The sequence below is a fragment of the Limnohabitans sp. genome (assembly GCF_044373035.1).
GTDB lineage: Bacteria > Pseudomonadota > Gammaproteobacteria > Burkholderiales > Burkholderiaceae_C > Limnohabitans_A.
Genome location: NZ_JBILQU010000021.1, coordinates 1 through 21,906, shown reverse-complemented (window position 1 = coordinate 21,906; position 21,906 = coordinate 1). Strand labels below are relative to the sequence as shown.

The 21,906-nt window shown below is 60.8% G+C and carries 22 protein-coding genes; 19 read left to right on the top strand and 3 right to left on the bottom strand.

Annotated elements, in window-relative coordinates; translation table 11 throughout:
* Window positions 1–8 precede the first annotated feature (8 nt).
* The 12 genes from ACIQ47_RS05355 to ACIQ47_RS05300 all read left to right on the top strand — a co-directional run bounded on the left by ACIQ47_RS05355 (window position 9) and on the right by ACIQ47_RS05300 (window position 12,586).
* Window positions 9–1,184, top strand: a complete 1,176-nt coding sequence (locus tag ACIQ47_RS05355) for an acetyl-CoA C-acyltransferase (RefSeq protein WP_396437163.1) — start codon at window positions 9–11, stop codon at window positions 1,182–1,184.
* A gap of 159 nt (window positions 1,185–1,343) precedes the next feature.
* The gene (locus ACIQ47_RS05350) at window positions 1,344–3,185 is read left to right on the top strand and encodes an acyl-CoA dehydrogenase (RefSeq protein WP_396437162.1); all 1,842 of its coding nucleotides are present in this window, start codon (window positions 1,344–1,346) and stop codon (window positions 3,183–3,185) included.
* A complete protein-coding gene (locus tag ACIQ47_RS05345; protein ID WP_296291911.1) occupies window positions 3,185–3,490 on the top strand; it encodes a Dabb family protein in 306 nt (101 codons plus the stop codon). Before ACIQ47_RS05350 ends, ACIQ47_RS05345 begins: the two co-directional genes overlap by 1 nt.
* Before the next feature lie 13 nt (window positions 3,491–3,503).
* Window positions 3,504–4,295, top strand: coding sequence for an SDR family oxidoreductase (locus ACIQ47_RS05340; RefSeq protein WP_396437161.1), 792 nt, complete (start codon window positions 3,504–3,506; stop codon window positions 4,293–4,295).
* A gap of 15 nt (window positions 4,296–4,310) precedes the next feature.
* Complete coding sequence (locus ACIQ47_RS05335; RefSeq protein WP_396437160.1) at window positions 4,311–4,733, top strand: PaaI family thioesterase; 423 nt, start codon at window positions 4,311–4,313, stop codon at window positions 4,731–4,733.
* Between the two features lie 43 nt (window positions 4,734–4,776).
* A complete protein-coding gene (locus tag ACIQ47_RS05330) occupies window positions 4,777–5,793 on the top strand; it encodes an NADP-dependent oxidoreductase (protein ID WP_396437159.1) in 1,017 nt (338 codons plus the stop codon).
* Window positions 5,794–5,803: 10 nt separating this feature from the next.
* Window positions 5,804–6,739 (top strand): glutathione S-transferase family protein, encoded by a 936-nt coding sequence (locus tag ACIQ47_RS05325; RefSeq protein WP_396437158.1) that lies wholly within the window; start codon window positions 5,804–5,806, stop codon window positions 6,737–6,739.
* The gene (locus ACIQ47_RS05320; protein ID WP_296291906.1) at window positions 6,736–7,641 is read left to right on the top strand and encodes an SDR family oxidoreductase; all 906 of its coding nucleotides are present in this window, start codon (window positions 6,736–6,738) and stop codon (window positions 7,639–7,641) included. The genes ACIQ47_RS05325 and ACIQ47_RS05320 overlap by 4 nt, the downstream gene beginning before the upstream one ends.
* 204 nt (window positions 7,642–7,845) lie before the next feature.
* Window positions 7,846–10,215, top strand: coding sequence for a Tex family protein (locus ACIQ47_RS05315; protein WP_396437157.1), 2,370 nt, complete (start codon window positions 7,846–7,848; stop codon window positions 10,213–10,215).
* A 6-nt stretch (window positions 10,216–10,221) separates the two neighbouring features.
* The gene (locus tag ACIQ47_RS05310; RefSeq protein WP_296291904.1) at window positions 10,222–11,307 is read left to right on the top strand and encodes a phospholipase; all 1,086 of its coding nucleotides are present in this window, start codon (window positions 10,222–10,224) and stop codon (window positions 11,305–11,307) included.
* Window positions 11,308–11,316: 9 nt separating this feature from the next.
* Window positions 11,317–11,604 (top strand): DUF1330 domain-containing protein, encoded by a 288-nt coding sequence (locus ACIQ47_RS05305; protein WP_296291903.1) that lies wholly within the window; start codon window positions 11,317–11,319, stop codon window positions 11,602–11,604.
* Window positions 11,605–11,632: 28 nt separating this feature from the next.
* Window positions 11,633–12,586, top strand: coding sequence for a rhodanese-related sulfurtransferase (locus tag ACIQ47_RS05300; protein ID WP_296291902.1), 954 nt, complete (start codon window positions 11,633–11,635; stop codon window positions 12,584–12,586).
* Window positions 12,587–12,622: 36 nt separating this feature from the next.
* Here the strand turns inward: ACIQ47_RS05300 and ACIQ47_RS05295 are convergent, their stop codons facing one another.
* Window positions 12,623–13,759 carry an iron-containing alcohol dehydrogenase gene (locus ACIQ47_RS05295; protein ID WP_296291901.1) on the bottom strand — a complete coding sequence of 379 codons (1,137 nt, stop codon included), beginning with the start codon at window positions 13,757–13,759 and terminating at the stop codon, window positions 12,623–12,625.
* Between the two features lie 210 nt (window positions 13,760–13,969).
* On the opposite strand from ACIQ47_RS05295, the gene ACIQ47_RS05290 reads away from it, so the two are divergent.
* Window positions 13,970–14,932 carry an alpha/beta hydrolase gene (locus ACIQ47_RS05290; RefSeq protein ID WP_396429398.1) on the top strand — a complete coding sequence of 321 codons (963 nt, stop codon included), beginning with the start codon at window positions 13,970–13,972 and terminating at the stop codon, window positions 14,930–14,932.
* 4 nt (window positions 14,933–14,936) lie between these two features.
* Window positions 14,937–15,794 carry a YbgC/FadM family acyl-CoA thioesterase gene (locus ACIQ47_RS05285; RefSeq protein ID WP_296291899.1) on the top strand — a complete coding sequence of 286 codons (858 nt, stop codon included), beginning with the start codon at window positions 14,937–14,939 and terminating at the stop codon, window positions 15,792–15,794.
* A gap of 1 nt (window position 15,795) precedes the next feature.
* Here ACIQ47_RS05285 and ACIQ47_RS05280 read toward each other — a convergent pair whose 3' ends face one another.
* The gene (locus ACIQ47_RS05280) at window positions 15,796–16,755 is read right to left on the bottom strand and encodes a folate-binding protein YgfZ (protein WP_296291898.1); all 960 of its coding nucleotides are present in this window, start codon (window positions 16,753–16,755) and stop codon (window positions 15,796–15,798) included.
* 151 nt (window positions 16,756–16,906) lie between these two features.
* Between ACIQ47_RS05280 and mltG the strand changes: the two genes are divergently transcribed.
* From mltG to ACIQ47_RS05255, 5 genes are all read left to right on the top strand, one after another.
* Complete coding sequence (mltG, locus tag ACIQ47_RS05275; protein ID WP_396437172.1) at window positions 16,907–17,911, top strand: endolytic transglycosylase MltG; 1,005 nt, start codon at window positions 16,907–16,909, stop codon at window positions 17,909–17,911.
* 89 nt (window positions 17,912–18,000) lie between these two features.
* Entirely contained in the window at window positions 18,001–18,642 is a 642-nt protein-coding gene (gene tmk, locus ACIQ47_RS05270) for a dTMP kinase (protein ID WP_296291897.1), read from the top strand.
* Window positions 18,639–19,643, top strand: coding sequence for a DNA polymerase III subunit delta' (locus ACIQ47_RS05265; RefSeq protein WP_396437156.1), 1,005 nt, complete (start codon window positions 18,639–18,641; stop codon window positions 19,641–19,643). Before tmk ends, ACIQ47_RS05265 begins: the two co-directional genes overlap by 4 nt.
* Before the next feature lie 3 nt (window positions 19,644–19,646).
* Window positions 19,647–20,453: a TatD family hydrolase gene (locus tag ACIQ47_RS05260; protein WP_296291895.1), complete on the top strand. Its 807-nt coding sequence runs from the start codon at window positions 19,647–19,649 to the stop codon at window positions 20,451–20,453.
* Window positions 20,454–20,458: 5 nt separating this feature from the next.
* Window positions 20,459–21,184, top strand: coding sequence for an ankyrin repeat domain-containing protein (locus tag ACIQ47_RS05255; RefSeq protein WP_396437155.1), 726 nt, complete (start codon window positions 20,459–20,461; stop codon window positions 21,182–21,184).
* 176 nt (window positions 21,185–21,360) lie between these two features.
* On the opposite strand, the gene ACIQ47_RS05250 is transcribed toward ACIQ47_RS05255, so the two are convergent.
* Window positions 21,361–21,906 (bottom strand): penicillin acylase family protein (locus tag ACIQ47_RS05250; protein WP_396437154.1); only part of this gene is annotated, 546 nt, incomplete at its 5' end.

Here is a 21,906-nt window from a genome sequence, read left to right as displayed (position 1 = left end):
GATTCAAAATGACCAATGCCGTTATCGTATCGACCGCCCGCACCCCTCTGGCCAAGAGCTGGAAGGGCGCTTTCAACATGACCCATGGCGCCACTTTGGGCGGCCACGCTGTGCAACACGCTGTGGCCCGCGCTGGCATTGATGCCGCCGAAGTCGAAGACGTGATCATGGGCTGCGCCACACCTGAAGGTGCCACCGGTGCCAACATCGCCCGTCAGATCGCCCTCAAGGCCGGCATGCCCATCTCGGTCTCGGGCATGACCGTCAACCGCTTTTGCTCGTCGGGCCTGCAAACCATTGCACTGGCTGCGCAGCGCATCATTGCGGGCGAAGGCCAGGTGTATGTGGCTGGCGGCGTGGAGAGCATCTCTTGCGTGCAGCAGGAAATGAACACCCACATGCTGCATGACTTGGCGTTGGCCAAGATGAAGCCCGAGATCTACTGGAACATGCTGCAAACCGCCGAACAAGTGGCCAAGCGCTACAAGATCGGCCGCGATGTGATGGACGCGTATGGCGCGGCCAGCCAACAAAAGGCTTGCGCTGCGCAAGCTGCGGGGCTCTTCAACGACGAAATCGCCCCCATCACCGTGATGCAAGGCGTGATCGACAAAGTCATGGGCATGACCACCAAACAAGTGACCGTGAGCGTAGACGAAGGGTTGCGCGAAGGCACCACCGTGGACGCTATAAGTGGTCTGCGCTCAGCGCTGCCCGGTGGTTTGGTCACAGCCGGCAATGCCAGCCAGTTCTCGGACGGCGCAGGCGCTTGCGTGTTGATGGACGAAAAGCTGGCCGAGCAACGTGGCTTGAAGCCGCTGGGCCGCTTTCTTGGTTTTGCCGTGGCCGGTTGCGAGCCGGACGAAATGGGCATCGGCCCTGTGTACGCCGTGCCCAAAGCGCTGGCGCGTCTGGGCCTCACAGTCAACGACATCGACCTGTGGGAGTTGAATGAAGCGTTTGCCGTGCAGGTGCTTTACTGCCGCGACAAGCTGGGCATCCCGGCCGACCGGCTGAACGTCAACGGCGGCGCGATTGCGGTGGGTCACCCTTACGGCGTGTCAGGCCAACGCCTGACGGGTCACGCCTTGATTGAAGGCAAACGCCGTGGTGCCAAACGCGTCGCGGTGACCATGTGCATTGGCGGCGGTATGGGCGCTTGCGGCATTTTTGAAGTGCTGTGATCACCCAGTGCGTGTGCTGTCACTTGGATGGCTGATGTGACACAGGGCAGAAGGCAAGATGTCTTCTGTCCTTTTTTAATGTGGGAGGCCCCTGCGGCCGAATGATTTGCGAGCAATAGCTCGCTCCCACAAGTATTGACCTGATGAAAGCTCGCTGCCATGAGTTTGCGCCCCACCGTTGATTTTTTGCTGCACGACTGGCTGAAGGTGGAAAGCCTGCAGTCCCGCGAACGTTTTACCGACCACTCGCGTGAAACTTTTGATGCCGTGCTCGACACCTGCGAGCGCATTGCGCGGGAAAAATACGCCCCCTTCAACCGCCTGGTGGACACGCAAGAGCCGCACTTTGACGGCGAAAAAGTCATCTTGCCGCAGGCCACACACGATGCGTACAAGGCCTATGCCGAATCGGGCATGTTGAGCGCCGCGCAAGACTACAAGATGGGCGGCATGCAGCTGCCCTACACGGTGGAGGCGGCTGCCAACGCCTTTTTTGCCATGGCCTCGGTCAGCATTGGCTCGGGCATGCTCACCAGCGGCAATGCCAATTTGCTGATGGTGCATGGCACCGACTTGCAAAAGCAGGTGTTTGCCGCCAACGAATTCAATGGACGTTTTTCAGGCACCATGTGCTTGAGCGAACCGCAAGCTGGTTCGTCACTGAGCGACGTGACGACCCGTGCCACACCCGATGGCGCTGACTTTGAATCCGATGCTTTGGGTGCGCGCTACCGCCTTAAGGGCAACAAGATGTGGATTTCCTCGGGCGAGCACGAACTCTCCGAAAACATCCTCCATTTGGTGCTGGCCAAGATCCCCGATGCCAAGGGCCAGTTGGTGCCGGGCGTGCGTGGCATCTCGCTCTTCATCGTGCCCAAAAAGATGGTTGGCACCGATGGGCAACTCACCGGCGAGCGCAACGATGTGGCGTTGGCGGGCCTGAACCACAAGTGCGGCTGGCGCGGCACGACCAACACCTTGCTGAACTTTGGCGAGGGCAAGTACCCCGTTCGCGGCGAATCGGGTGCAGGCTTGGACGGCGCAGGCAGCGGCGCTGTGGGTTACTTGGTCGGCAAGCCCGGCGAAGGCCTGCGCTGCATGTTCCACATGATGAACGAAGCCCGCATTGGCGTGGGCATGGCCGCCACCATGCTGGGCATGGCGGGTTACTACGCCAGCCTCGATTACGCCAAAAACCGCCCGCAAGGCCGACCCAGCGGGGCAGGGGGCAAGGATGCCAGCCGCCCGCAGGTGCGCATCATTGAACATGCCGACATCAAGCGCATGCTTTTGGCCCAAAAATCCTATTCGGAAGGCGCCCTGGCGCTCGCCCTGTACTGCGCCCGTTTGGTGGATGAGCAGCACACCGGCTCAGCCGAAGACGCCGATGTGGCGCGGCTGCTGCTCGAAGTGCTCACGCCCATCGTCAAAAGTTTCCCCAGTGAGTGGTGTCTCGAAGCCAACAGCTTGGCCATCCAGATCCACGGCGGCTACGGCTACACCCGCGACTTTCCAGTCGAGCAGTACTGGCGCGACAACCGCCTGAACATGATCCATGAGGGCACCCACGGCATCCAGGCCATGGACTTGCTGGGCCGCAAGGTGCTGATGGAAAACGGTCGGGGCCTGCAACTTTTGGCCGAACGCATGTTGGCCACGGCGGCCAAGGCTGAAGGCAGCTGGGGACCTGAAGCTGCGGCTTTGCGCGATGCCCTGCAACAAGTCGGCCATGCCACCCAGCAAGCTTGGGACGGTGCCGAACCTGCCCAGGCGCTGGCCAATGCGGTGCCTTATCTGCAGGCCTTTGGCCACACCGTGATCGCCTGGATCTGGCTCGATGTGGCGGCCAGTCTTGAGGGCAACGATACCCCTGCCGCGCAGGGCCGCCGCGCTGCCAGCCGTTACTTCTTCCGCTACGAATTACCCAAAATTGGCGCCTGGCTGAACGTGGTCAGCAGCCGGGACCCGACTTGTGCGGATTTGCCCGAGGAGGCTTTTTGATGATCCGCCACATCGTGCTGTGGAGCCTTCACGAACAGGCACAAGGGGCCGACAAGGCCACCAACCTCGAAAAAGCCAAAGCATTGCTGCTGTCGTGCGCCAAGGTGGTGCCCGGCATCCGTGCTTTCGAAGTCGCCACCGCCACCCCCGGCATGGACTGCACCAACGATTTGGTACTCCACATGCTGCTCGATGACGCGCAGGTGCTAGCGGCTTACCAAAATCACCCCGATCATCAGGCCATCAAACCCTTCATGAAAGCGGTCGTCAAAGAACGCCGCTGCATGGATTTCAACGTCGAATAAAAGGAGCTCCGACATGGCACGCACTGTTCAACAACTTTTTGACCTGACCGGCCAAGTGGCCTTGGTCACCGGCGGCTCGCGCGGCCTGGGCTTGCAAATGGCCCACGCCCTGGGCGAGGCTGGGGCCAAGATCATGCTCAGCTCTCGCAAGGCGGCCGACCTGGAAGAAGCCGCTGCCCAATTGCAGGCCGCTGGCATCGACGCCCGCTGGATCGCTGCCGACTGCGGCAAAGAAGAGGACATCCGTCGTTTGGCCACTGAAACCATGGAGCGCATGGGGCCCATCGACATCCTGGTCAACAACGCCGGTGCCACTTGGGGTGCACCCGCCGAAGAACACCCCGTGGCCGCATGGGACAAGGTCATGAACCTGAACGTGCGTGGTTATTTCATCCTCTCTCAAGAGGTGGCCAAGCAAAGCTTCATCCCGCGCGGCAAAGGTCGCATTTTGAATGTGGCCTCCATCGCCGGTCTGGCTGGCAACCCGTCCGCGATGGAAACCATCGCCTACAACACCTCAAAAGGTGCGGTCATCAACTTCACCCGCGCATTGGCGGGAGAGTGGGGCGAGCACGGCATCACCGTCAACGCCATTTGCCCAGGGTTCTTTCCCAGCAAAATGAGCCAAGGTCTGCTGGACACCATCGGGGCTGACAAGATGGCGCAAGCCGCCCCCCTGCGCCGCTTGGGCGACGACGAAGACCTCAAGGGCCTGGCACTGTTGTTCGCGTCCGACGCAGGCAAGCACATCACCGGCCAATGGCTGGCGGTCGACGGTGGCGTGAGCGCCATCATTGGCGGCTGAGCGCCAAGGTTTGACATGAGCATTCCTTTTGGCGTACCGATTCCGTTTGTGGATCACCTCGGCATCACACTGGAAAAGTTTGAAGACGGCCAATCCGAACTGTGGTTTCCGATGCGCCCGGAAATACTCAACTCTTTTGACGTTGTCCATGGGGGCGCGATCATGACCTTTTTGGACATCGTCCTGGCGGCAGCCGCACGCAGCATTGAGCCCAGCAACGGCGTGTTCACGATTGAAATGAAGACCAGCTTCATGCAAGCAGCCTCAGCCCCCCCAGGGGGCCGACTCATTGGGCGCGGCCGATTGCTGCACCGCACACGCAAACTCGCCTTCACGGAAGGTGGGGTTTACGACCCCGAGGGGCGTTTGTGTGCACATGCCACCGGCACATTCAAATATGTGCCCCGCCGGGGCACCGATGCCCTTCAAACCGACTGATTTTTTTATTCCAACGACCACAGCACTAAGAACGGAAACACAGATGACCCTCAACCACCAAATCGTGCTCGACAACCGCCCCCAAGGCGAAGCCACTGTGACCAATTTCAAACTGATTGAAATGACCATTCCGGCTTTGCAAGACGGCCAAGTGCTGGTCAAGCACCACTTCATGAGCCTGGACCCCTACATGCGCGGTCGCATGAATGAGAGCAAAAGTTACGCCGTGCCCCAAGCTCTGGGGCAAGTCATGCTGGGTGGCACTGTGGGCGAAGTGGTGGACAGTCAGCACCCCAAGTTCAAAGTCGGTGATCAAGTGGTGGGCATGGGTGGCTGGCAAGAATACAGCGTGGTCGATGCGAATGTGTTGGGCGCACTGCGCAAGGTCGACACCACCCATGTGCCGCTGTCCCATTACTTGGGCGCAGTGGGCATGCCCGGCGTGACCGCCTGGTATGGCCTGTGCAAAATCATCAACCCCAAAGCGGGCGAAACCGTGACCGTGAGCGCGGCCAGTGGCGCGGTGGGCAGCGCTTATGGTGCTTTGGCCAAAGCACGCGGCTGCCGCGTGGTCGGCATTGCCGGTGGCAAGGACAAATGCGATTACGTGGTCAATGAATTGGGCTTCGACGCCTGCATCGACTACAAGGAGCACAAGGACTACATCAGCTTGTCCAAGGCCCTGCGCGAGGCTTGCCCGAACGGCATCGACGGCCACTTTGAAAACGTCGGTGGCATGGTGCTGGATGCTGTGATGCTGCGCACCAACGCGTTCGCACGCATCGCGGTGTGCGGCATGATCGCTGGCTATGACGGCGCGCCGCTGCCCATGACCACCCCGGCGTTGATCCTGATCAACCGCATGAAGATCCAAGGCTTCATCGTCAGCGAGCACATGGAAATTTGGCCCGAAGCGCTGCAAGAACTCGGCACCCTGATCGGCACCGGCAAGTTGCGTCCACGCGAATCCGTGGCCCAAGGCCTGGCCGCTGCGCCTGAGGCCTTCCTCGGTCTGCTCAAAGGCAAAAACTTTGGCAAACAATTGGTCAAGCTGATCTGAGGCCAGGCGCATGTCCGATCTGATCCTCCACCATTACCCAACCTCGCCGTTCGCTGAAAAGGTCCGGCTGATCCTGGGCTACAAACAGCTGGCTTGGAAGAGCGTGCTCATTCCAATGATCATGCCCAAGCCCGATCTGACGGCGCTCACCGGGGGCTACCGTAAAACGCCGGTACTGCAGATCGGCGCTGACATTTACTGCGACACCGCACTGATCGGCGATGTGCTGGAGCACTTGGCCCCCGCGCCCGCGATTTATCCTGATGCCGTCAAAGGCGCAGCGCGCATCGTCGCGCAGTGGGCCGACAGCGCTTTGTTCACGGCGTCCATGGCCTACAACTTCCAGCCTGCGGGTGTGGCCCAAGTCTTTGCGGGCGCACCCGCTGAGGGCGTGCAGGCTTTTGTGGCCGATCGCACGGCCATGCGCGGTGGCGCGGCCCGCATGGCGTCCGCAGACGCTACTGGCACTTACAAAAGCTACTTGCGCCGCATCGCCAGCATGCTGCGCGAGCAAGACTTTTTGTTCGGCGCACAGCCTTGCGTGGCCGACTTTGCGGCTTACCACCCCTTGTGGTTCACGCAAGAACGCACGCCAGCCTTGGCGGGCATTTTGGATGCAACGCCCGAAGTCAAAAGCTGGATGGCCCGCATGAAGGTCATCGGCCACGGCTCCCCTGGCAAATGCAGCGCCGAAGAAGCCTTGCAGATGGCTCGCAATGCAAGGCCTGTTGCCTTGCAGGGTGAGGTGTTCCAAGATGAGCACGGCATCGCATTGGGCAGTCAGGTCGAGATTGCCGCCGACAACTTTGGCCTGGAGCCGACCGAGGGCGAACTGATCGCAGCCACCCGCACCCGTTACACCCTGCGCCGCAGCGATGATCGGGCGGGCACGGTGCAGGTCCACTTCCCACGTGTGGGCTTCACATTGAAAAAGGTTTCCCCATGATCGAAAACTTCAAAGGCAAAACTGCGGTGCTGACGGGTGCCGGTTCAGGCTTTGGTCTGGAATGTGCCCGCATCGGTGCCCGACTGGGCATGAAGCTGGTGCTGGTGGACGTACAGCAAGACGCCCTGGACAAAGCCGAGGCCGAAATGAAAGCCCAAGGCGTTCAGGTGCTGGCCCGCAAGGTTGACGTCTCGAACGCGCAGGCCATGGCGCAACTGGCCGCCGACGTGCAAGCAAGCTTTGGGGCACCGAACTTTGTGTTCAACAACGCGGGCGTGGGGGCCGGGGGCCTGGTCTGGGAAAACTCGGTGGCCGATTGGGAATGGGTGCTGGGCGTCAACCTCTGGGGCGTGGTGCACGGCGTGCGCCTGTTCACGCCCATGATGCTCGAAGCGGCCAAAGCCGACCCGGGCTACCGAGGCCATATCGTCAACACCGCCAGCATGGCCGGCTTGCTCACGGCGCCCAACATGGGCATCTACAACGTCAGCAAACACGCTGTGGTTTCGCTCACGGAAACGCTCTACCAAGACCTTCATTTGGTGACAGACCAAGTCAGCGCCAGTGTGTTGTGCCCCTATTTTGTGCCCACCGGGATCAGCCAAAGCCAACGCAACCGCCCCAGCGACCTGCCGCCTCAACAACCCACTGCCAGCCAATTGATTGGCCAAGCCCAAAGTGACAAAGCTGTCAGCAGTGGCAAAGTGTCAGCGGCCGATGTGGCCCAGAAAGTGTTTGATGCGGTGGTCAGCGACCAGTTTTATATTTACAGCCACCCGCATGCACTGGGCAATGTGCAAAGCCGCATGGAAGCGCTCGTGCAAGGCAACAACCCGCCTGACCCGTTTGCTGCGCGCCCCGATCTGGGCGACAAGCTGCGCCAAGCATTGCGAAAGGCCTGAAGGGGCTTTGTTCAGCGACGAGCGCCGATTTTCACGGCCGCTTTGCGGCTGTTCATGTGTGGAAAAGGCCTGTTGCTGCGAGGCCTTCTCAGCGCCTGGCGCAACGGCTGAGAAATGGTCATCGCTGTGTCCTCTTGGGCTGATTTTTTTGCTGCTGAGCTTGTGGCAAACTTGACCATTCCCCCTCTCAATGCGACCTGAGACATGCAAAAAATCCTGGCCCAACTGGCCGCAGAAATCCGTATCCGCACTGAGCAAGTCAAGACCGCCGTGGAATTGCTCGATGGCGGTGCCACCGTCCCTTTCATCGCCCGTTACCGCAAAGAAGTGACCGGAGGCCTGGACGACATCCAGCTGCGTGAGCTGGAGTCTCGCTTGGGGTACTTGCGAGAGCTGGAAGACCGCCGCTCCGCCGTGATCAAGAGCATCACCGAGCAGGACAAGATGACGCCCGACTTGCTGGCCGCCATCGACGCCGCACCCACCAAACAAGCGCTGGAAGACCTCTATTTGCCCTTCAAGCCCAAGCGCCGCACCAAGGGCATGATCGCTCGGGAAGCCGGGCTGGAGCCGCTGGCCGACAAGCTGTTTGCCGACCCGACCCTCGACCCGCACGCCCAAGCGCAAGCCTTTGTGCTGGCTGCGGGTGCCATTGAAGGCGCTGACTTCACGACCACCGCGGCCGTGTTGGACGGTGTGCGCGATTTGCTGAGCGAACGTTGGGCTGAAGACGCGTCACTCGTGCAGGCGCTGCGCGAATGGTTATGGAACGAAGGCCTGTTCAAAAGCAAGCTGGCCGACGGCAAGGACGAGAACAACGCCGATGTGTCCAAGTTCCGCGATTACTTTGACTACGACGAGCCGATGGGCCGCGTGCCCAGCCACCGGGCGCTGGCCGTGTTCCGGGGTCGCGCTTTGGACATGCTGGACGCCAAGCTCATTCTTCCTGTTGAGCCCGAGCCGGGCAAGCCCAGCATCGCCGAAGGCAAGATCGCCATGCACCTGGGCTGGAGCCATGCAGCGCGCCCCTCGGACGACCTGATCCGCAAATGCGTGGCCTGGACCTGGCGCGTGAAGCTCAGCCTGTCGACCGAGCGTGACCTGTTCACCCGCCTTCGCGAGGACGCGGAAAAAGTCGCCATCAAGGTCTTTGCGGACAACCTGCGCGACCTGCTGCTGGCCGCCCCCGCTGGCCCCCGCGTGGTCATGGGCCTGGACCCGGGCATCCGCACCGGTGTGAAGGTGGCCGTGGTCGACACCACCGGCAAGCTGGTCGACACCGCCACGGTGTATCCACACGAGCCGCGCAAGGACTGGGCGGGTTCGCTTTTGACCCTGGCCAAGCTGTGCGAAAAACACAACGTCAACCTGATCGCGATTGGCAACGGCACCGCCAGCCGCGAAACCGACAAACTGGCCGGTGACCTGATCCAACACCTGGCCCGCTTGCGTGACGGTGTGGAGATTCAAAAAGTGGTGGTGAGTGAAGCGGGTGCGTCGGTGTACTCCGCCAGCGAATTCGCATCGCAAGAGATGCCCGACGTGGACGTGAGCCTGCGTGGCGCGGCCAGCATTGCCCGCCGCCTGCAAGACCCGCTGTCAGAGTTGGTCAAGATCGACCCCAAAGCGATTGGCGTGGGCCAGTACCAGCACGACGTGAACCAAAGCGAACTGGCCAAGACGCTGGACGCGGTGGTGGAAGACTGTGTGAACTCGGTGGGCGTGGACCTCAACACCGCCAGCGTGCCTTTGCTCACCCGGGTGTCGGGCTTGTCAGGCAGCGTGGCCAAGGCCGTGGTGCGCTGGCGCGATGCCAACGGCGTGTTCAAAACCCGTCAGGACTTGCTGAAAGTGACGGGCCTGGGGGCCAAGACTTTTGAGCAAAGCGCGGGCTTTTTGCGCATCCGTGGCGGCGACAACCCCTTGGACATGACCGGTGTGCACCCCGAAACCTACCCGTTGATCGAGCAAATCATCGTCCAAACCGCCAAGCCGATTCAGGAGATCATGGGCCGCAGCGATGTCTTGAAGACGCTCAAGCCTGAGCTGTTTGCCAACCACAAGTTCGGCGCGGTGACCATCCAGGACATCTTGGGCGAGCTGGAAAAACCCGGCCGTGACCCGCGCCCCGATTTCAAGGTGGCCCGCTTGGCCGATGGCGTGGAAGACATCAAGGACCTGAAAGAAGGCATGACCCTGGAGGGCACCGTGAGCAACGTGGCCCAATTTGGCGCGTTCATCGACTTGGGCGTGCACCAAGACGGCCTGGTCCATGTGAGCCAGTTGGCCAACAAGTTCGTGACCGACGCCCGTGAGGTGGTCAAGACCGGCGACATCGTCAAAGTGAAAGTGCTCGAGGTCGATGTGGCCCGCAAGCGCATCAGCCTGACCATGAAGCTCGATGCGGCACCTGACAGACGCGATGGTCCCAGAGACAACAAGTTTGAAGGGGCAGGGCGCGACAGCCGACAGCGTGGCGGGGGATCGGTCGGGGGTTACACCTCGACGCCAGCCGCTGGCTCGGGCTCGGCCATGGCCAGCGCCTTTGCCAAACTGCAGGGCCTCAAGAAGTAAAACGCCATGCAAGCCCTCCACATCCACGCAGGCCCCAAAGCGCTGGCCCACATCCGTGAACACGGCTTGCGGCCCGAGCACATTGGCGTCATACCGGGTGCGGCGGGTGGCCCCAAGGGGCTGATCCTTGGCCCATTGGACCGCTTCATCTTTGGCGAGTGGCTGACCCAGAGCAGTCAGTCGGTGGACTTGGTCGGGGCGTCGATTGGTGCCTGGCGCATGGCCACGGCGTGTCTAAATGATTCGGTGGCGGCGTTGGAGCGGCTGGAGCACGACTACATCCACCAGCATTACGAACCGCTGCCGGGCCAAAAGCGAGTGAGCGCCCAGCAGGTGAGCGAGGCCTTTGGCCACAGTTTGCAAGCCTTTTACGGTGGACGCATCGCCGAGGTGCTGAGCCATCCACGGTACAAACTGCACATCGTCACTTCACACGGGCGGCACATCTTGCGCCGCGAAAACCCGGTCGCCACGCCACTGGGCTATGCCGGGGCTTTTTTGGGCAACGTATTGAGCCGTCGCGCCCTGGGTGGGTGGCTGGAACGGGTGGTGTTTTCAGGGCAGGGCGCACCCTTACCGTTTGACGCGCAAGACTTTCGAACCCGCGCTGTGGGCCTGACAGAAGGCAATTTCATGCCTGCGCTGCAAGCCAGTTGCTCGATCCCTTTCGCGCTCAAAGCCGTGCACGACATCCCCGGCGCGCCTGCTGGTGCGTATTGGGATGGCGGCATCACCGATTACCACTTGCATCTGAAATGGTCTGTGCCTGAAATTGGCACCGATCGGTCCATCGTGCTGTACCCGCATTTTCAGAAAAGTGTGGTGCCGGGATGGCTGGACAAAGCGCTCAACTGGCGGCATGGCGCTACGCCTTTTCTGGACAGCACCATTGTCCTGGCCCCCAACCCCGAGTGGGTCAAAACCCTGCCAAACGGCAAATTGCCCGACCGCAAGGATTTCAGGGCCTACGATCACAATCTGGCGGGGCGGGTGAAGGTGTGGACTGCGGCTGCCCGTGCCAGCCAGCCATTGGCGGATGAGTTCAGCCACTGGTTGCAAAACCCCGCCCCTTCCTTGGTTCAGCCCTTGTAAGGATCGCTCATGTCACAAACCTATGTGGTCGGTCAAATGACCGTGAAACACACCGAAAAATGGGGCCAATACCGATCGCAGGTCTTGGCCACCTTGCTGCCTTTTGGCGGAGAGCTCGTGTTTCGGGGTGAACAGGTCCAGTCGTTTTCGGGCGTGAATCCGCACCCTGACATCGTGGTCATCCGTTTTCCGACTTTGGCCGATGCGCAGGCTTGGCATGCATCTGCGGCCTACCAAGCCCTGATCCCTCTGCGCCAAGAGGCGGCAGATGTGGTTTTGACCACTTACGCGGCATAACCATGATGGCAAAGAGGATAATCGCAGCATGTTGACCCAACCCCTTTTCCTCACTGCCGCCCTCTACAAATTCGTCGATCTGCCCGACTTCACCGACCTGCAAGCGCCGTTGCAAGCCTGTTGCGAGGCCAACGAGGTCAAAGGCACGCTGCTGCTGGCGCACGAAGGCATCAACGGCACGATTGCCGGCCCCGAAGCCGGTATCCGCGCCGTGCTGGCGTTTTTGCATGCTGACCCACGCTTGGCCAGCTTGCCGCACAAGGAATCGTGGAGCCCCAAGCCGCCGTTCACCCGCATGAAGGTCAAGCTCAAAAAAGAAATCGTGACCTTGCGCGTGCCCGAGCTGGACCCGAACAAGACGGTGGGCCAATACGTCAAGCCTGCCGACTGGAACGCCTTGCTGGCCGATCCGGACGTGGTGGTCATCGACACGCGCAACGATTACGAAGTGGCCATTGGCACCTTCAAGGGCGCGATCAACCCGAACCTCAAGAACTTTGTGCAGCTGCCCGCCTGGCTGGACGCACAGGAAAACCTGCAAGGCGAGGCCGCCAAAAAGACCAAAGTGGCGATGTTCTGCACCGGTGGCATCCGCTGCGAAAAGTCCACCGCGCTCATGAAAATGCGTGGCTTTGACGAGGTGTATCACCTGGAAGGCGGCATCCTCAAGTATTTGGAAGAAATCCCGCCGGAGCAAAGCACCTGGGAAGGCGAGTGCTTTGTGTTTGACGAGCGCGTGAGCGTGGGCCACGGCTTGGGGCTGGGCCACCACGATCTTTGCCGCTCGTGCCGCTGGCCCCTGAGCGAGCAAGACAAGCAATCACCGCATTACGTGTTGGGCGTGAGCTGCGCCCACTGCCATGACCAGCGCACACCCGAGCAAAAAGAAAAACTGGCCGAGCGCCAGCGCCAAGTGGCGCTGGCCGAAGCGCGGGGCGAGTTGCATGTGGGTGCCAAGATGCCCAGACACGACATCACCTAGGGGCAAAGCGAAAAATCGCACCGACCCTACTCAGACTCACAGGCTGGTCAGCAGCATGTCCCGGTATTCGTCGGCCGAGGCGATGCGCGGATTGGTCTTGTGACAGTGATCCGCCAGTGCGCCGGTGATCACGGCGTCAAACAGGTTTTCGGTCACGCCCATGGCGCCCAGCCCGCTGGGCAGCCCTAAGCGGGCGCACATGTCCCGGATGGCGTCGGGGATGTCCGACCCGCTGTGCAGGCCCATGGCCTGGGCCATGCGGTTCAGGCGGTTGTCCTTTTGCACGGATTCGGCCACGGCGTTGAACTTCACCACGGCTGGCAAAAACATGGCGTTCAAGGTGCCGTGGTGCAGGCGCGGGTTCACGCCGCCCAAGCTGTGGCTGAGCGAATGCACGCAGCCCAGACCTTTCTGGAAAGCCATCGCCCCCTGCATGCTGGCGCTCATCATGTTCAAACGGGCTTCACGGTCTTGGCCATTGACCGTGGCGCGTTCAATGTTGGCCCAGCCCCGGGTCAGGCCGTCGAGTGCGATGCCGTCAGCGGGTGGATTGAAGGGCGCGGCCATGAAAGTTTCCATGCAATGAGCGACAGCGTCCATCCCGGTGGCTGCCGTCAGGATGGGGGGCAAGCCGAGGGTCAGTTCAGGGTCGCAAATGGCCGCTTTGGGCACCAGGAACCAAGAATGAAAGCCCACTTTTCGACCATCGTCCAGGATCAAAATCGCACCCCTGGCCACTTCGCTGCCGGTGCCGCTGGTGGTGGGCACCGCAATGAGCGGGGCCACGCGGTCGGTGATCTTGAGCGAGCCGCCTTCGATGGTCGCGTAGGTTTTGAGCGGGCCCTCGTGGCTGACGGCAATCGCCACGCCTTTGGCGCAGTCGATGGCCGAGCCGCCGCCCACCGCGATCAGGCCGTCGCAACCGTGTTGCTGGTACATGGCCGCTGCGGCGCGCACCGCCGATTCGGTCGGGTTGGATGGGGTCTGGTCAAACACGGTGACGGGCAGGCCCGGCAAGGCGTCGAGGGCTTTCTTCAGCACGCCCGCGGCTTTCACGCCCGCGTCGGTCACGATCAAGGGTTTGCGAATGCCCACGCGCTCGCACTCGGCCTGCAGCAGCTGGACAGCGCCAAAGTCGATCTGGATCTGGGTGACGTAATGGATGAAAGACATGCGAAAACTCCTGACTGAGGTGGCCCAACGCGGATCAAATGACAGACCCGCAGGGCAGGGGGTTGTACGATCAAAGTCCATTTTGATGCACGAAGGGGATGAGCGCTTGTCACCGCTGTCACCCTTGTTGGCTGAATGAGGCCCGACCTCTGCTGCTCATGCAAAAATGTTCAAACAGTGTTGAATTTCAACGGACCTTCTCCTTTCTTCATGAGCAGCCACCACACCAACCCCCGATCTCTGTTGAATGCCGCCGCGCGCAGCCTGATCGAGCGCGTTGAACGCGCAGGCCGGCCCCCGATGGCCGCCATGTCGCCTGTCCAAGCGCGTGCCTTTTACGACACCGGTGGGCCGATGCTCGACCTGCAGCCCGCCCCGCATGTGGACCGGGTGCACAACTTCAGCATCCCTGCTCGCGACGGCCACGCCATGCCCGCCCGCTTGTACGCGCCCCAAAGCGATGTGGCCTTGCCCGTGCTGCTGTACATCCACGGCGGCGGTTTTTCGGTGGGAAGCCTGACGACCCATGACGTGCTGTGCCGCCAACTCTCACGCCAAGGGCATTGCGCTGTGGTGTCGCTGGACTATCGACTGGCCCCTGAGCACCGCTTTCCAACGGCCGTGCATGACAGTTGGGACGCCCTGAACTGGTTGCAGCCGCATGGCCGATCGCTGGGTTTGGACACCACGCGATTGGCCGTGGGCGGCGACAGCGCTGGTGGCACTTTGGCCACGGTTTGCGCCCTGATGGCCCGTGATCTTGGACTGCCCCTGCGCCTGCAGCTGCTGTTTTACCCCGGCTGCATCGCCCGGCAAGACACCGCCTCGCACCACACGTTTGCGGAAGGCTTCATGCTCGACAAGGACACGGTGGACTGGTTTTTTGCCAATTACATCGACGAAGCCGATCGGGAAGACTGGCGTTTCGCGCCCATGAACGCCCCAGACCACAGCGGCCTGGCCCCGGCCTGGATCGGCTTGGCCGAATGTGACCCCTTGGTGGATGAGGGCGTGCGCTACGCCGATACTCTGCGCATGGCGGGTGTGCCGGTTGATCTGGAAATTTACAAAGGTGTGGTGCATGGCTTCATCACCATGGGCCGCGCTATTCCCCTTGCCCTGCAGGCCCACGCCGATGCGGGCCGGGCCTTGAAAAACGCTTTTGAAAGTTGACCCCATGAAACGCCAAGACTTCCGTTTGTCTCACCGCATGCGCGTGCGCTGGGTGGAGGTGGACATGCAAAAGATCGTCTTCAACGGTCACTACCTCATGTATTTCGATACCGCCGTCACCGAATACTGGCGGCAACTGGCCATGCCTTACGCGGAGACCATGCACCAGTTGGGCGGCGATTTGTTTGTCAAAAAGGCCAGCTTGGAGTACCACGCCAGCGCCGAAATGGACGATTTTCTGGAGGTGTGCATGCGTTGCGACCGGGTGGGCAACTCGTCCATGTCGTTTTCTGGGGCGATTTTTCGGGGCGATCAATTGCTGATCACCAGCGAGATGGTCTATGTGTACGCCGACCCGGTGGCCAAAAAGAGCCAGCCCATCCCGGCCCCGCTGCGCGACCTGCTCGAAAGCTTTGAGCGCGGTGAAGACATGGTGCAGGTGCATGTGGGTTCTTGGCACGACTTCCACAAACAGGCCAGCCCGCTGCGCCACGAGGTGTTTGTGGATGAGCAAAAAGTGCCCGTTGAGATGGAGTTGGATCACGAGGACGAGACCGCCTTGCACGCCGTGGCGCTGAACCGCATGGGCTTTTGCCTGGCCACAGGCCGCCTGATCCAACACGCGCCAGGTGTGGCCCGCATCGGACGCATGGCCGTCAAAAAGCAGATGCGCGGCAGCGATCTGGGCCGCCGCGTGCTGCACGCCCTGATGGACGCCGCGCAGCACCGGGGCGATACCCAGGTGATCCTGCACGCCCAATGCAGTGCCGAGGGCTTTTACAAACGCTCAGGCTTTGAGCCGCATGGGGGTGTTTTTGAGGATGCGGGGATGGCGCACATCGAGATGGTGCGGGAGCTGTGATTTAAATATCGGCCAGCAATTCGTAAGGCAGCGGTAGCAGTTCCAACGCTTCGCATTGCACGCTGCCCACCCGCCACCCAGTCTGCTGGCTCTCCAGCGTTCCGCTGACCAGCGCATCAAAACCCCGTCCATCAGGGCGCGCCGCGCTCAGCACCACAGTGGCGCAGGGCTGTTCAGGGTCGGTGGGGGTGAAAACGTCTTGCCCCGCCGCCAAGGCCGCAGGACTGTGCGCCAGGGCTGTGCGGCGCTTGAGCGTGCCGCGAAACTGGCTGCGGGCCACGACTTCTTGCCCGGGGTAGCAGCCTTTTTTGAAGTTGACGCCACCGACCGATTCGTAATTGAGCATTTGCGGCACGAAGGCCTCGAACACAGGTTGACTGACCAAGGTCACGCCGCTCATGACTTCGGCCCAGGCCCAAACTTCGGTGGACAGCGCTGCTCCGGCAGGCAGTGTTTGAGATGGCGCGCCCAGCCAAAGGGCGCGGGGCACTTGGGTGTCGCCCAGCACAGCTGGATAAAGCGCCACGGCATGGGCCCCGTCGTTGCTGGTGGTTTGCCAGGGTGTGGCTTCAGCCAAAACGGCGCGGGCGCTGTCGCCCAATAAGCCGCGCAGCTGCCACTGGCTGGTTGCATCGCTCATTTTGACCTTGGCGCGCAGCACAAACATGGACAGGCGCTTAAGCGTCTGGGCCAACAAATCGATGCTCATGACCAGCAAAACGGTGTCAGGCGCGGTTTTGATGACCACAAAGCTGGCCTGCATCCGGCCCTTGGCCGAGCAAAAAGCAGCCAGACGGGACTGGCCTACGGGCAAGAGCAGCACATCGTTGCTCAGTTGGTTGTGCAAAAAGTTGGCCGCGTCTTCGCCTTGGGCCTGGATCACGCCGAGATGGGGCAGGGCGGTAATGCCTTGCAGCTGTGAAGCGAAGTGGTCGAGGGGGGCGGTGGATGAGGTGGTCATGGCAAAAGGTGTGAGGTGAGCCCCGCTGGCAAGGGCCACAGAATCCAAGGGGGGCCGAATGGGGCCACAGAGCAAAGGCTGGAAAGCCTCAATTATGATCAGCCGCCAGAGTCAATCGGCTCTGTGCGGACATTTTCAAGGATTGCAGGTGATCAAAGGTTGGTTCAAGGGCTTGGTGGGTTTGGGCGTGCTGGCCTTGGCACTGGCTGCGGCCGCCTATTTTTGGGTGCAAGGCCCCATGCCGCTGCGTGCGCCAGCGGCTACCCCGGTCGATTTGTCGATCGAGCCGGGCACATCGGCCAAAGCCATCGCGCAGGCTGTGGCCGATGCCGGTGTGGACACATCACCCACCTTGCTTTACGCGTGGTTTCGCCTGTCTGGCCAGTCGCGTCAAATGCGCGCCGGAAGTTATGAAATCGCCCCCGGCACGTCGCCCGAGCGTTTGCTGAACATGCTGGTGCGGGGCGAAGAGAGCCTGCGCACCGTGACGATCGTGGAGGGCTGGAGCTGGCGGCAAGTGCGCCAGGCCTTGGCCAAGGCCGAGCACCTGAAATCCGACAGCCGGGCGCTGGACGACGCGGCCTTGATGGCCCAGCTGGGACGCCCCGGCGTGGCCCCGGAGGGGCGCTTTTATCCAGATACCTATTCGTATGCCAAGGGCGCCAGTGACTTGGCGGTGTTGCAGCGGGCCATGAAGGCCATGGACAAACAATTGCAGCACGCCTGGGATGCTCGGCAACCCGGCGCAGCATTGCAGTCGCCCGAGCAGGCCCTGATTTTGGCGAGCATTGTCGAAAAGGAAACCGGCAAGGCCCAAGACCGAGCTCAGATTTCGGGTGTATTCAACAACCGGCTGCGCATCGGCATGCGGCTGCAAACCGACCCGACGGTGATTTATGGTCTGGGCGAAGCTTTTGAAGGCGATTTGCGCCGTGTCCACCTGACGACCGACAACCCCTGGAACACCTACACCCGGGGTGGCTTGCCGCCCACGCCGATTGCCATGCCGGGCAAGGCGGCCTTGTTGGCGGCGGTGCAACCCGCCAAGACGCCAGCTCTGTACTTTGTGGCCAAAGGCGATGGCAGCAGCCACTTCAGTGCCACGCTGGACGAGCACAACCGGGCGGTGAACCGTTATCAGCGCGGGCAGAAGTAAGCGGTGTTGAGATCACTCCATCGTGGCCTGAGACCGCTCCCACAGGGGGCGACACCTGCGACAATCGGGTTTTGTCTTTCACGCACACCATGACACGCGGTTTGTTCATCAGTTTTGAAGGCATCGACGGCGCGGGTAAATCCACGCACATCGCGCGCGTGGCTGAACTGTTTCGCCAAGCGGGCAGGGGGGTGGTCCTCACACGCGAGCCTGGGGGCACCCCGTTATCAGAAAAACTGCGCGAGTTGGTGCTGCACGAACCCATGGACGCGCTGACCGAAGCGCTGTTGATGTTTGCGGCCCGCCGTGAGCATCTCGTACAGGTGATCGAGCCCGCACTGCGCCGAGGCGATGTGGTGTTGTGCGACCGCTTCACTGACGCCACTTTTGCCTATCAAGGTGGCGGGCGTGGGTTTGACTGGCAGGTGCTGGTGCAGCTGGAGCGCATGGTGCAGGCCTTGCCCGATGGCGCTTTGCGCCAACCCGAGCTGACCGTCTGGTTTGATTTGGACCCCCAAATTGCAGCGCAGCGCTTGGCCTCAGCCCGCGTGCCGGACAAGTTTGAATCGCAACCTGCCGACTTTTTTGCTTCGGTTCGTGCAGGCTACGCCCGGCGCATGGCTGAGACGCCTGATCGGTTTGCTCGCATCGATGCTGCTCAAAGCCTGGACGCCGTGGGATTTGACGTGGGACGTGTGGCGACCAAATGGTTGAAACGGGTTGCGGCATGAGCGCTGTTTTGAACGCCCCGTGGATTGCGCGCCAGGCCACTGATTTGCTGGCCCAACGTGGTCACGCTTGGTTGTTGCAAGGCCCATCAGGTTTGGGCCAATACGAATTGGCCTTGGCCCTGGTGTCGGCCTGGCTTTGCGAAAAGCCCACACCCCAAGGTGCTTGTGGCGAATGCCCAAGCTGCCATGCTGTCTCTGTGCACACCCACGCCGACCTGGCGGTGCTGATGCCTGAGACGGTGATGATCGAGCTGGGTTGGCCTTTGTCTGAAAAAGCCCAGGACGAGATCGACAAGAAAACCCGCAAGCCCAGCAAAGAGATCCGGGTGGATGCCATGCGAGACGCGGTGGAGTTTTCGCAGCGCACCAACGCGCGGGGTCGCGGCAAGGCGGTGCTGGTGTTTCCGGCTGAGCGCATGAACACCATCACGGCCAACGCCTTGCTCAAAACACTCGAAGAGCCGCCGGGCGATGTGCGCTTTGTGCTGGCCACCGAGGCGGCGCACATGCTGCTGCCCACCATCCGCAGCCGCTGCTTGGCCCACACCCTGAAGTGGCCCGAAGCCGACGAAGCTTTGACTTGGCTGAGCGGGCAGGGCGTTCCCACCCCCGTGGCGCAGGCTTTGCTGCGCAGTGCGGGCGGCCGCCCCACCGATGTGCTGCGCCAAGCCGAAACCGGTTTGACGCCCGATTGGTGGGCCGCTTTGCCCAAGGCCATGCGAGGGGGCGATGCCCGGCACTTGGCCGATTTGAGCCCTGCTCAAGCCATCGATGCCTTGCAAAAGCTTTGCCACGATTTGGTGTTGCGCCAGTCGGGTGCTGCGCCGCGCTTTTTCGAGGCCACCCAATTGCCCGCGACCCAAGCGTCGGTGCCGACCCTGAGCGATTGGTTCAAACGGCTGATGACGTCGGCCCGAACCGCCGAACACCCTTTCAATGCCGGTTTGATGCTCGAAGCGCTGACCGCCGATGCCCAACAAACCCTGCTGTCCAAGGGCTGAGCCGTGTACACCGATTCCCATTGCCATTTGAATTTTCCTGAGCTGATGAGCCAGCTGGACAGCATCCAGCAGGCCATGGTGGCCGCCCAAGTGACCCGCGCCATGGTCATTTGCACCACGATGGAAAAGTTTGACGAAGTGCACAACTTGGCCATGACCAACGACAACCTGTGGGCCACGGTGGGTGTGCACCCGGACAACGAAGGCGTGCGCGAGCCCAGTTTGCAAGACCTGCTGGACGGCGCAGCGCGCCCCAAAGTGGTGGCCATTGGCGAGACGGGCCTGGACTATTACCAAATGGACGAGCGCAAAGGCGGCCGTACTGTGGCAGACATGGAATGGCAGCGTGAGCGTTTTCGCACCCACATCCGTGCAGCGCGCCAGACTGGTTTGCCGCTGGTGATCCACACCCGTCAGGCGTCAGACGACACCATCGCCATCTTGAAAGAAGAGGGGGAAACCGGCGAAGCAGGGTGCGCGGGCGGGGTGTTTCACTGCTTCACCGAAAGCCAAGAGGTCGCCCGAGCGGCCCTGGATTTGGGTTTTTACATTTCCTTGTCGGGCATTTTGACCTTCAAGACCGCTGCGGATTTGCGCGAAGTGGCTAAATTTGTGCCCGATGACCGATTGTTGATCGAGACCGATAGCCCTTATTTGGCGCCCGTGCCTTACCGCGGCAAGCTCAACAACCCTTCTTATGTGCCCTTTGTGGCCAAACTGTTGGGTGAGTTGCGTGGCTGCAGTTCCGAGGCGATTGGGGAATTGACGACCCAGAATTTCCTGAAATTGTTTGTTAAAACAACGGCTTAAAGTTTATGCATTACTTCAATTATCTTAAAAAAGTCATTGCTTTCATTGGATTTATTTCTTTTTCAAATCTTTCATATGCAGGTGCTTACGAGGACTTCTTTCAAGCGGTCAAGTTTGACAATGTGCGCACCGTTCAAGCCTTGCTTCAACGTGGTTTTGATCCCAACACGGTCAACCCTGAGGGCGTTGCAGCCTTGATGCTGGCGGTGCGAGAACCATCTCTGAAGGTGGCTGAGTTGCTGGCCAGTTGGCCCAAAACCAAAACCGAGCTGCGAAACGACAAAGACGAAAGTGTGTTGATGTTGGCTGCTCTCAAAGGCCATTTCAGTTTGGTACAAAAACTGGTTGAACACGATGCCGATGTGAACAAACCTGGCTGGACACCTTTGCATTACGCAGCGTCTGCTGGCCATGTGCACATCCTCGAGTACCTGCTAGAGCACAGCGCCTACATTGATGCTGAGTCACCCAACGGCACCACGCCACTGATGATGGCCGCCATGTACGGCAGCCCTGAAGCCGTTAAGGTGCTGATTCAGGCAGGTGCTGATTTAAGCCATAAAAACCAACTGGGTCTCAGCGCTTGGGATTTTGCAGTGCGCGGCCAGCGTCAAAATTCCAAAGAACTCATTGAAACCGGATTGGCGCGTCATGCGGCTCGTCAAAACCAGGCTACACCCAAGGCGGGCCAGCAAATTCCTGCTGTGCCCAGCCCATCCTTACCCAAGTGATCAGGTCGCTGGTATTTGGCCTGTTGGCCATTTTAATAGTTACATACGATGTATATTATGTAAAGTAACAATGGCATAGCCATCAACGCAGGGTACTGCGATGACCGCGAAAAGAGATGATCGACTTCGAGACCTCACAGGGCACGGTGCGATCAAATCATAAAAAGAGGATGGGTTCACGGGGTCAGCGTCAATCGGTGAACAGCTGTGCTGTTTTGTTGCAGCGGGCGGTAATGGCCCGCAGCCCAAGCGCTGGCCATCGAGCGGCTACGGGTATCAAAAACATGGCCAGATTGACCCGTTTGGTAAATGAAGACCGATTGCTCAGGATCGGCCAAGTCATACACCGCACGCATGGAAGCCGCATGGCGGTTGGCAAAGGGCTCTTTGGGGTCATTGGCCCAGTACTGACCGACATTCACCGTAAACAAGTCCCCTGCACTTTCGGTGCGCACATCAAACAAGGTGTTCAGCAAAGGCACTTTGCCAAAGGGCTTGTGGCTGCTGATGGCCGGATGCCAAGCACCCCAGCGCCACGCACTCATGTTTTGGCCTTGTTTGGCGGCAATGCGGCTCAACGCCCGATCGAGTGCCGCAGACACTTGCACAGGGCAGCCAGCAGCGCCACACCAAAAAGGGTCCGAGCGTTTCAAGATGCCCTCCACCGCCGCGCGGAAATGGCGTTTGCCGTAAAGGGCTTTGAACCGATCGGCACCCAGATG

Excerpts from the sequence above, each read along its gene's own strand:
- ACIQ47_RS05345 (WP_296291911.1), top strand. The coding sequence starts at position 3,185 with ATGATCCGCCACATCGTGCTGTGGAGCCTTCACGAACAGGCACAAGGG.
- ACIQ47_RS05315 (WP_396437157.1), top strand. The coding sequence starts at position 7,846 with ATGCAAAAAATCCTGGCCCAACTGGCCGCAGAAATCCGTATCCGCACT.
- ACIQ47_RS05290 (WP_396429398.1), top strand. The coding sequence starts at position 13,970 with ATGAGCAGCCACCACACCAACCCCCGATCTCTGTTGAATGCCGCCGCG.
- ACIQ47_RS05340 (WP_396437161.1), top strand. The coding sequence starts at position 3,504 with ATGGCACGCACTGTTCAACAACTTTTTGACCTGACCGGCCAAGTGGCC.
- ACIQ47_RS05255 (WP_396437155.1), top strand. The coding sequence starts at position 20,459 with ATGCATTACTTCAATTATCTTAAAAAAGTCATTGCTTTCATTGGATTT.
- ACIQ47_RS05310 (WP_296291904.1), top strand. The coding sequence starts at position 10,222 with ATGCAAGCCCTCCACATCCACGCAGGCCCCAAAGCGCTGGCCCACATC.
- ACIQ47_RS05330 (WP_396437159.1), top strand. The coding sequence starts at position 4,777 with ATGACCCTCAACCACCAAATCGTGCTCGACAACCGCCCCCAAGGCGAA.
- ACIQ47_RS05280 (WP_296291898.1), bottom strand. The coding sequence starts at position 16,755 with ATGACCACCTCATCCACCGCCCCCCTCGACCACTTCGCTTCACAGCTG.
- ACIQ47_RS05335 (WP_396437160.1), top strand. The coding sequence starts at position 4,311 with ATGAGCATTCCTTTTGGCGTACCGATTCCGTTTGTGGATCACCTCGGC.
- ACIQ47_RS05285 (WP_296291899.1), top strand. The coding sequence starts at position 14,937 with ATGAAACGCCAAGACTTCCGTTTGTCTCACCGCATGCGCGTGCGCTGG.
- ACIQ47_RS05350 (WP_396437162.1), top strand. The coding sequence starts at position 1,344 with ATGAGTTTGCGCCCCACCGTTGATTTTTTGCTGCACGACTGGCTGAAG.
- ACIQ47_RS05265 (WP_396437156.1), top strand. The coding sequence starts at position 18,639 with ATGAGCGCTGTTTTGAACGCCCCGTGGATTGCGCGCCAGGCCACTGAT.
- ACIQ47_RS05295 (WP_296291901.1), bottom strand. The coding sequence starts at position 13,759 with ATGTCTTTCATCCATTACGTCACCCAGATCCAGATCGACTTTGGCGCT.
- ACIQ47_RS05320 (WP_296291906.1), top strand. The coding sequence starts at position 6,736 with ATGATCGAAAACTTCAAAGGCAAAACTGCGGTGCTGACGGGTGCCGGT.
- ACIQ47_RS05325 (WP_396437158.1), top strand. The coding sequence starts at position 5,804 with ATGTCCGATCTGATCCTCCACCATTACCCAACCTCGCCGTTCGCTGAA.
- ACIQ47_RS05300 (WP_296291902.1), top strand. The coding sequence starts at position 11,633 with ATGTTGACCCAACCCCTTTTCCTCACTGCCGCCCTCTACAAATTCGTC.
- tmk (WP_296291897.1), top strand. The coding sequence starts at position 18,001 with ATGACACGCGGTTTGTTCATCAGTTTTGAAGGCATCGACGGCGCGGGT.
- ACIQ47_RS05305 (WP_296291903.1), top strand. The coding sequence starts at position 11,317 with ATGTCACAAACCTATGTGGTCGGTCAAATGACCGTGAAACACACCGAA.
- ACIQ47_RS05355 (WP_396437163.1), top strand. The coding sequence starts at position 9 with ATGACCAATGCCGTTATCGTATCGACCGCCCGCACCCCTCTGGCCAAG.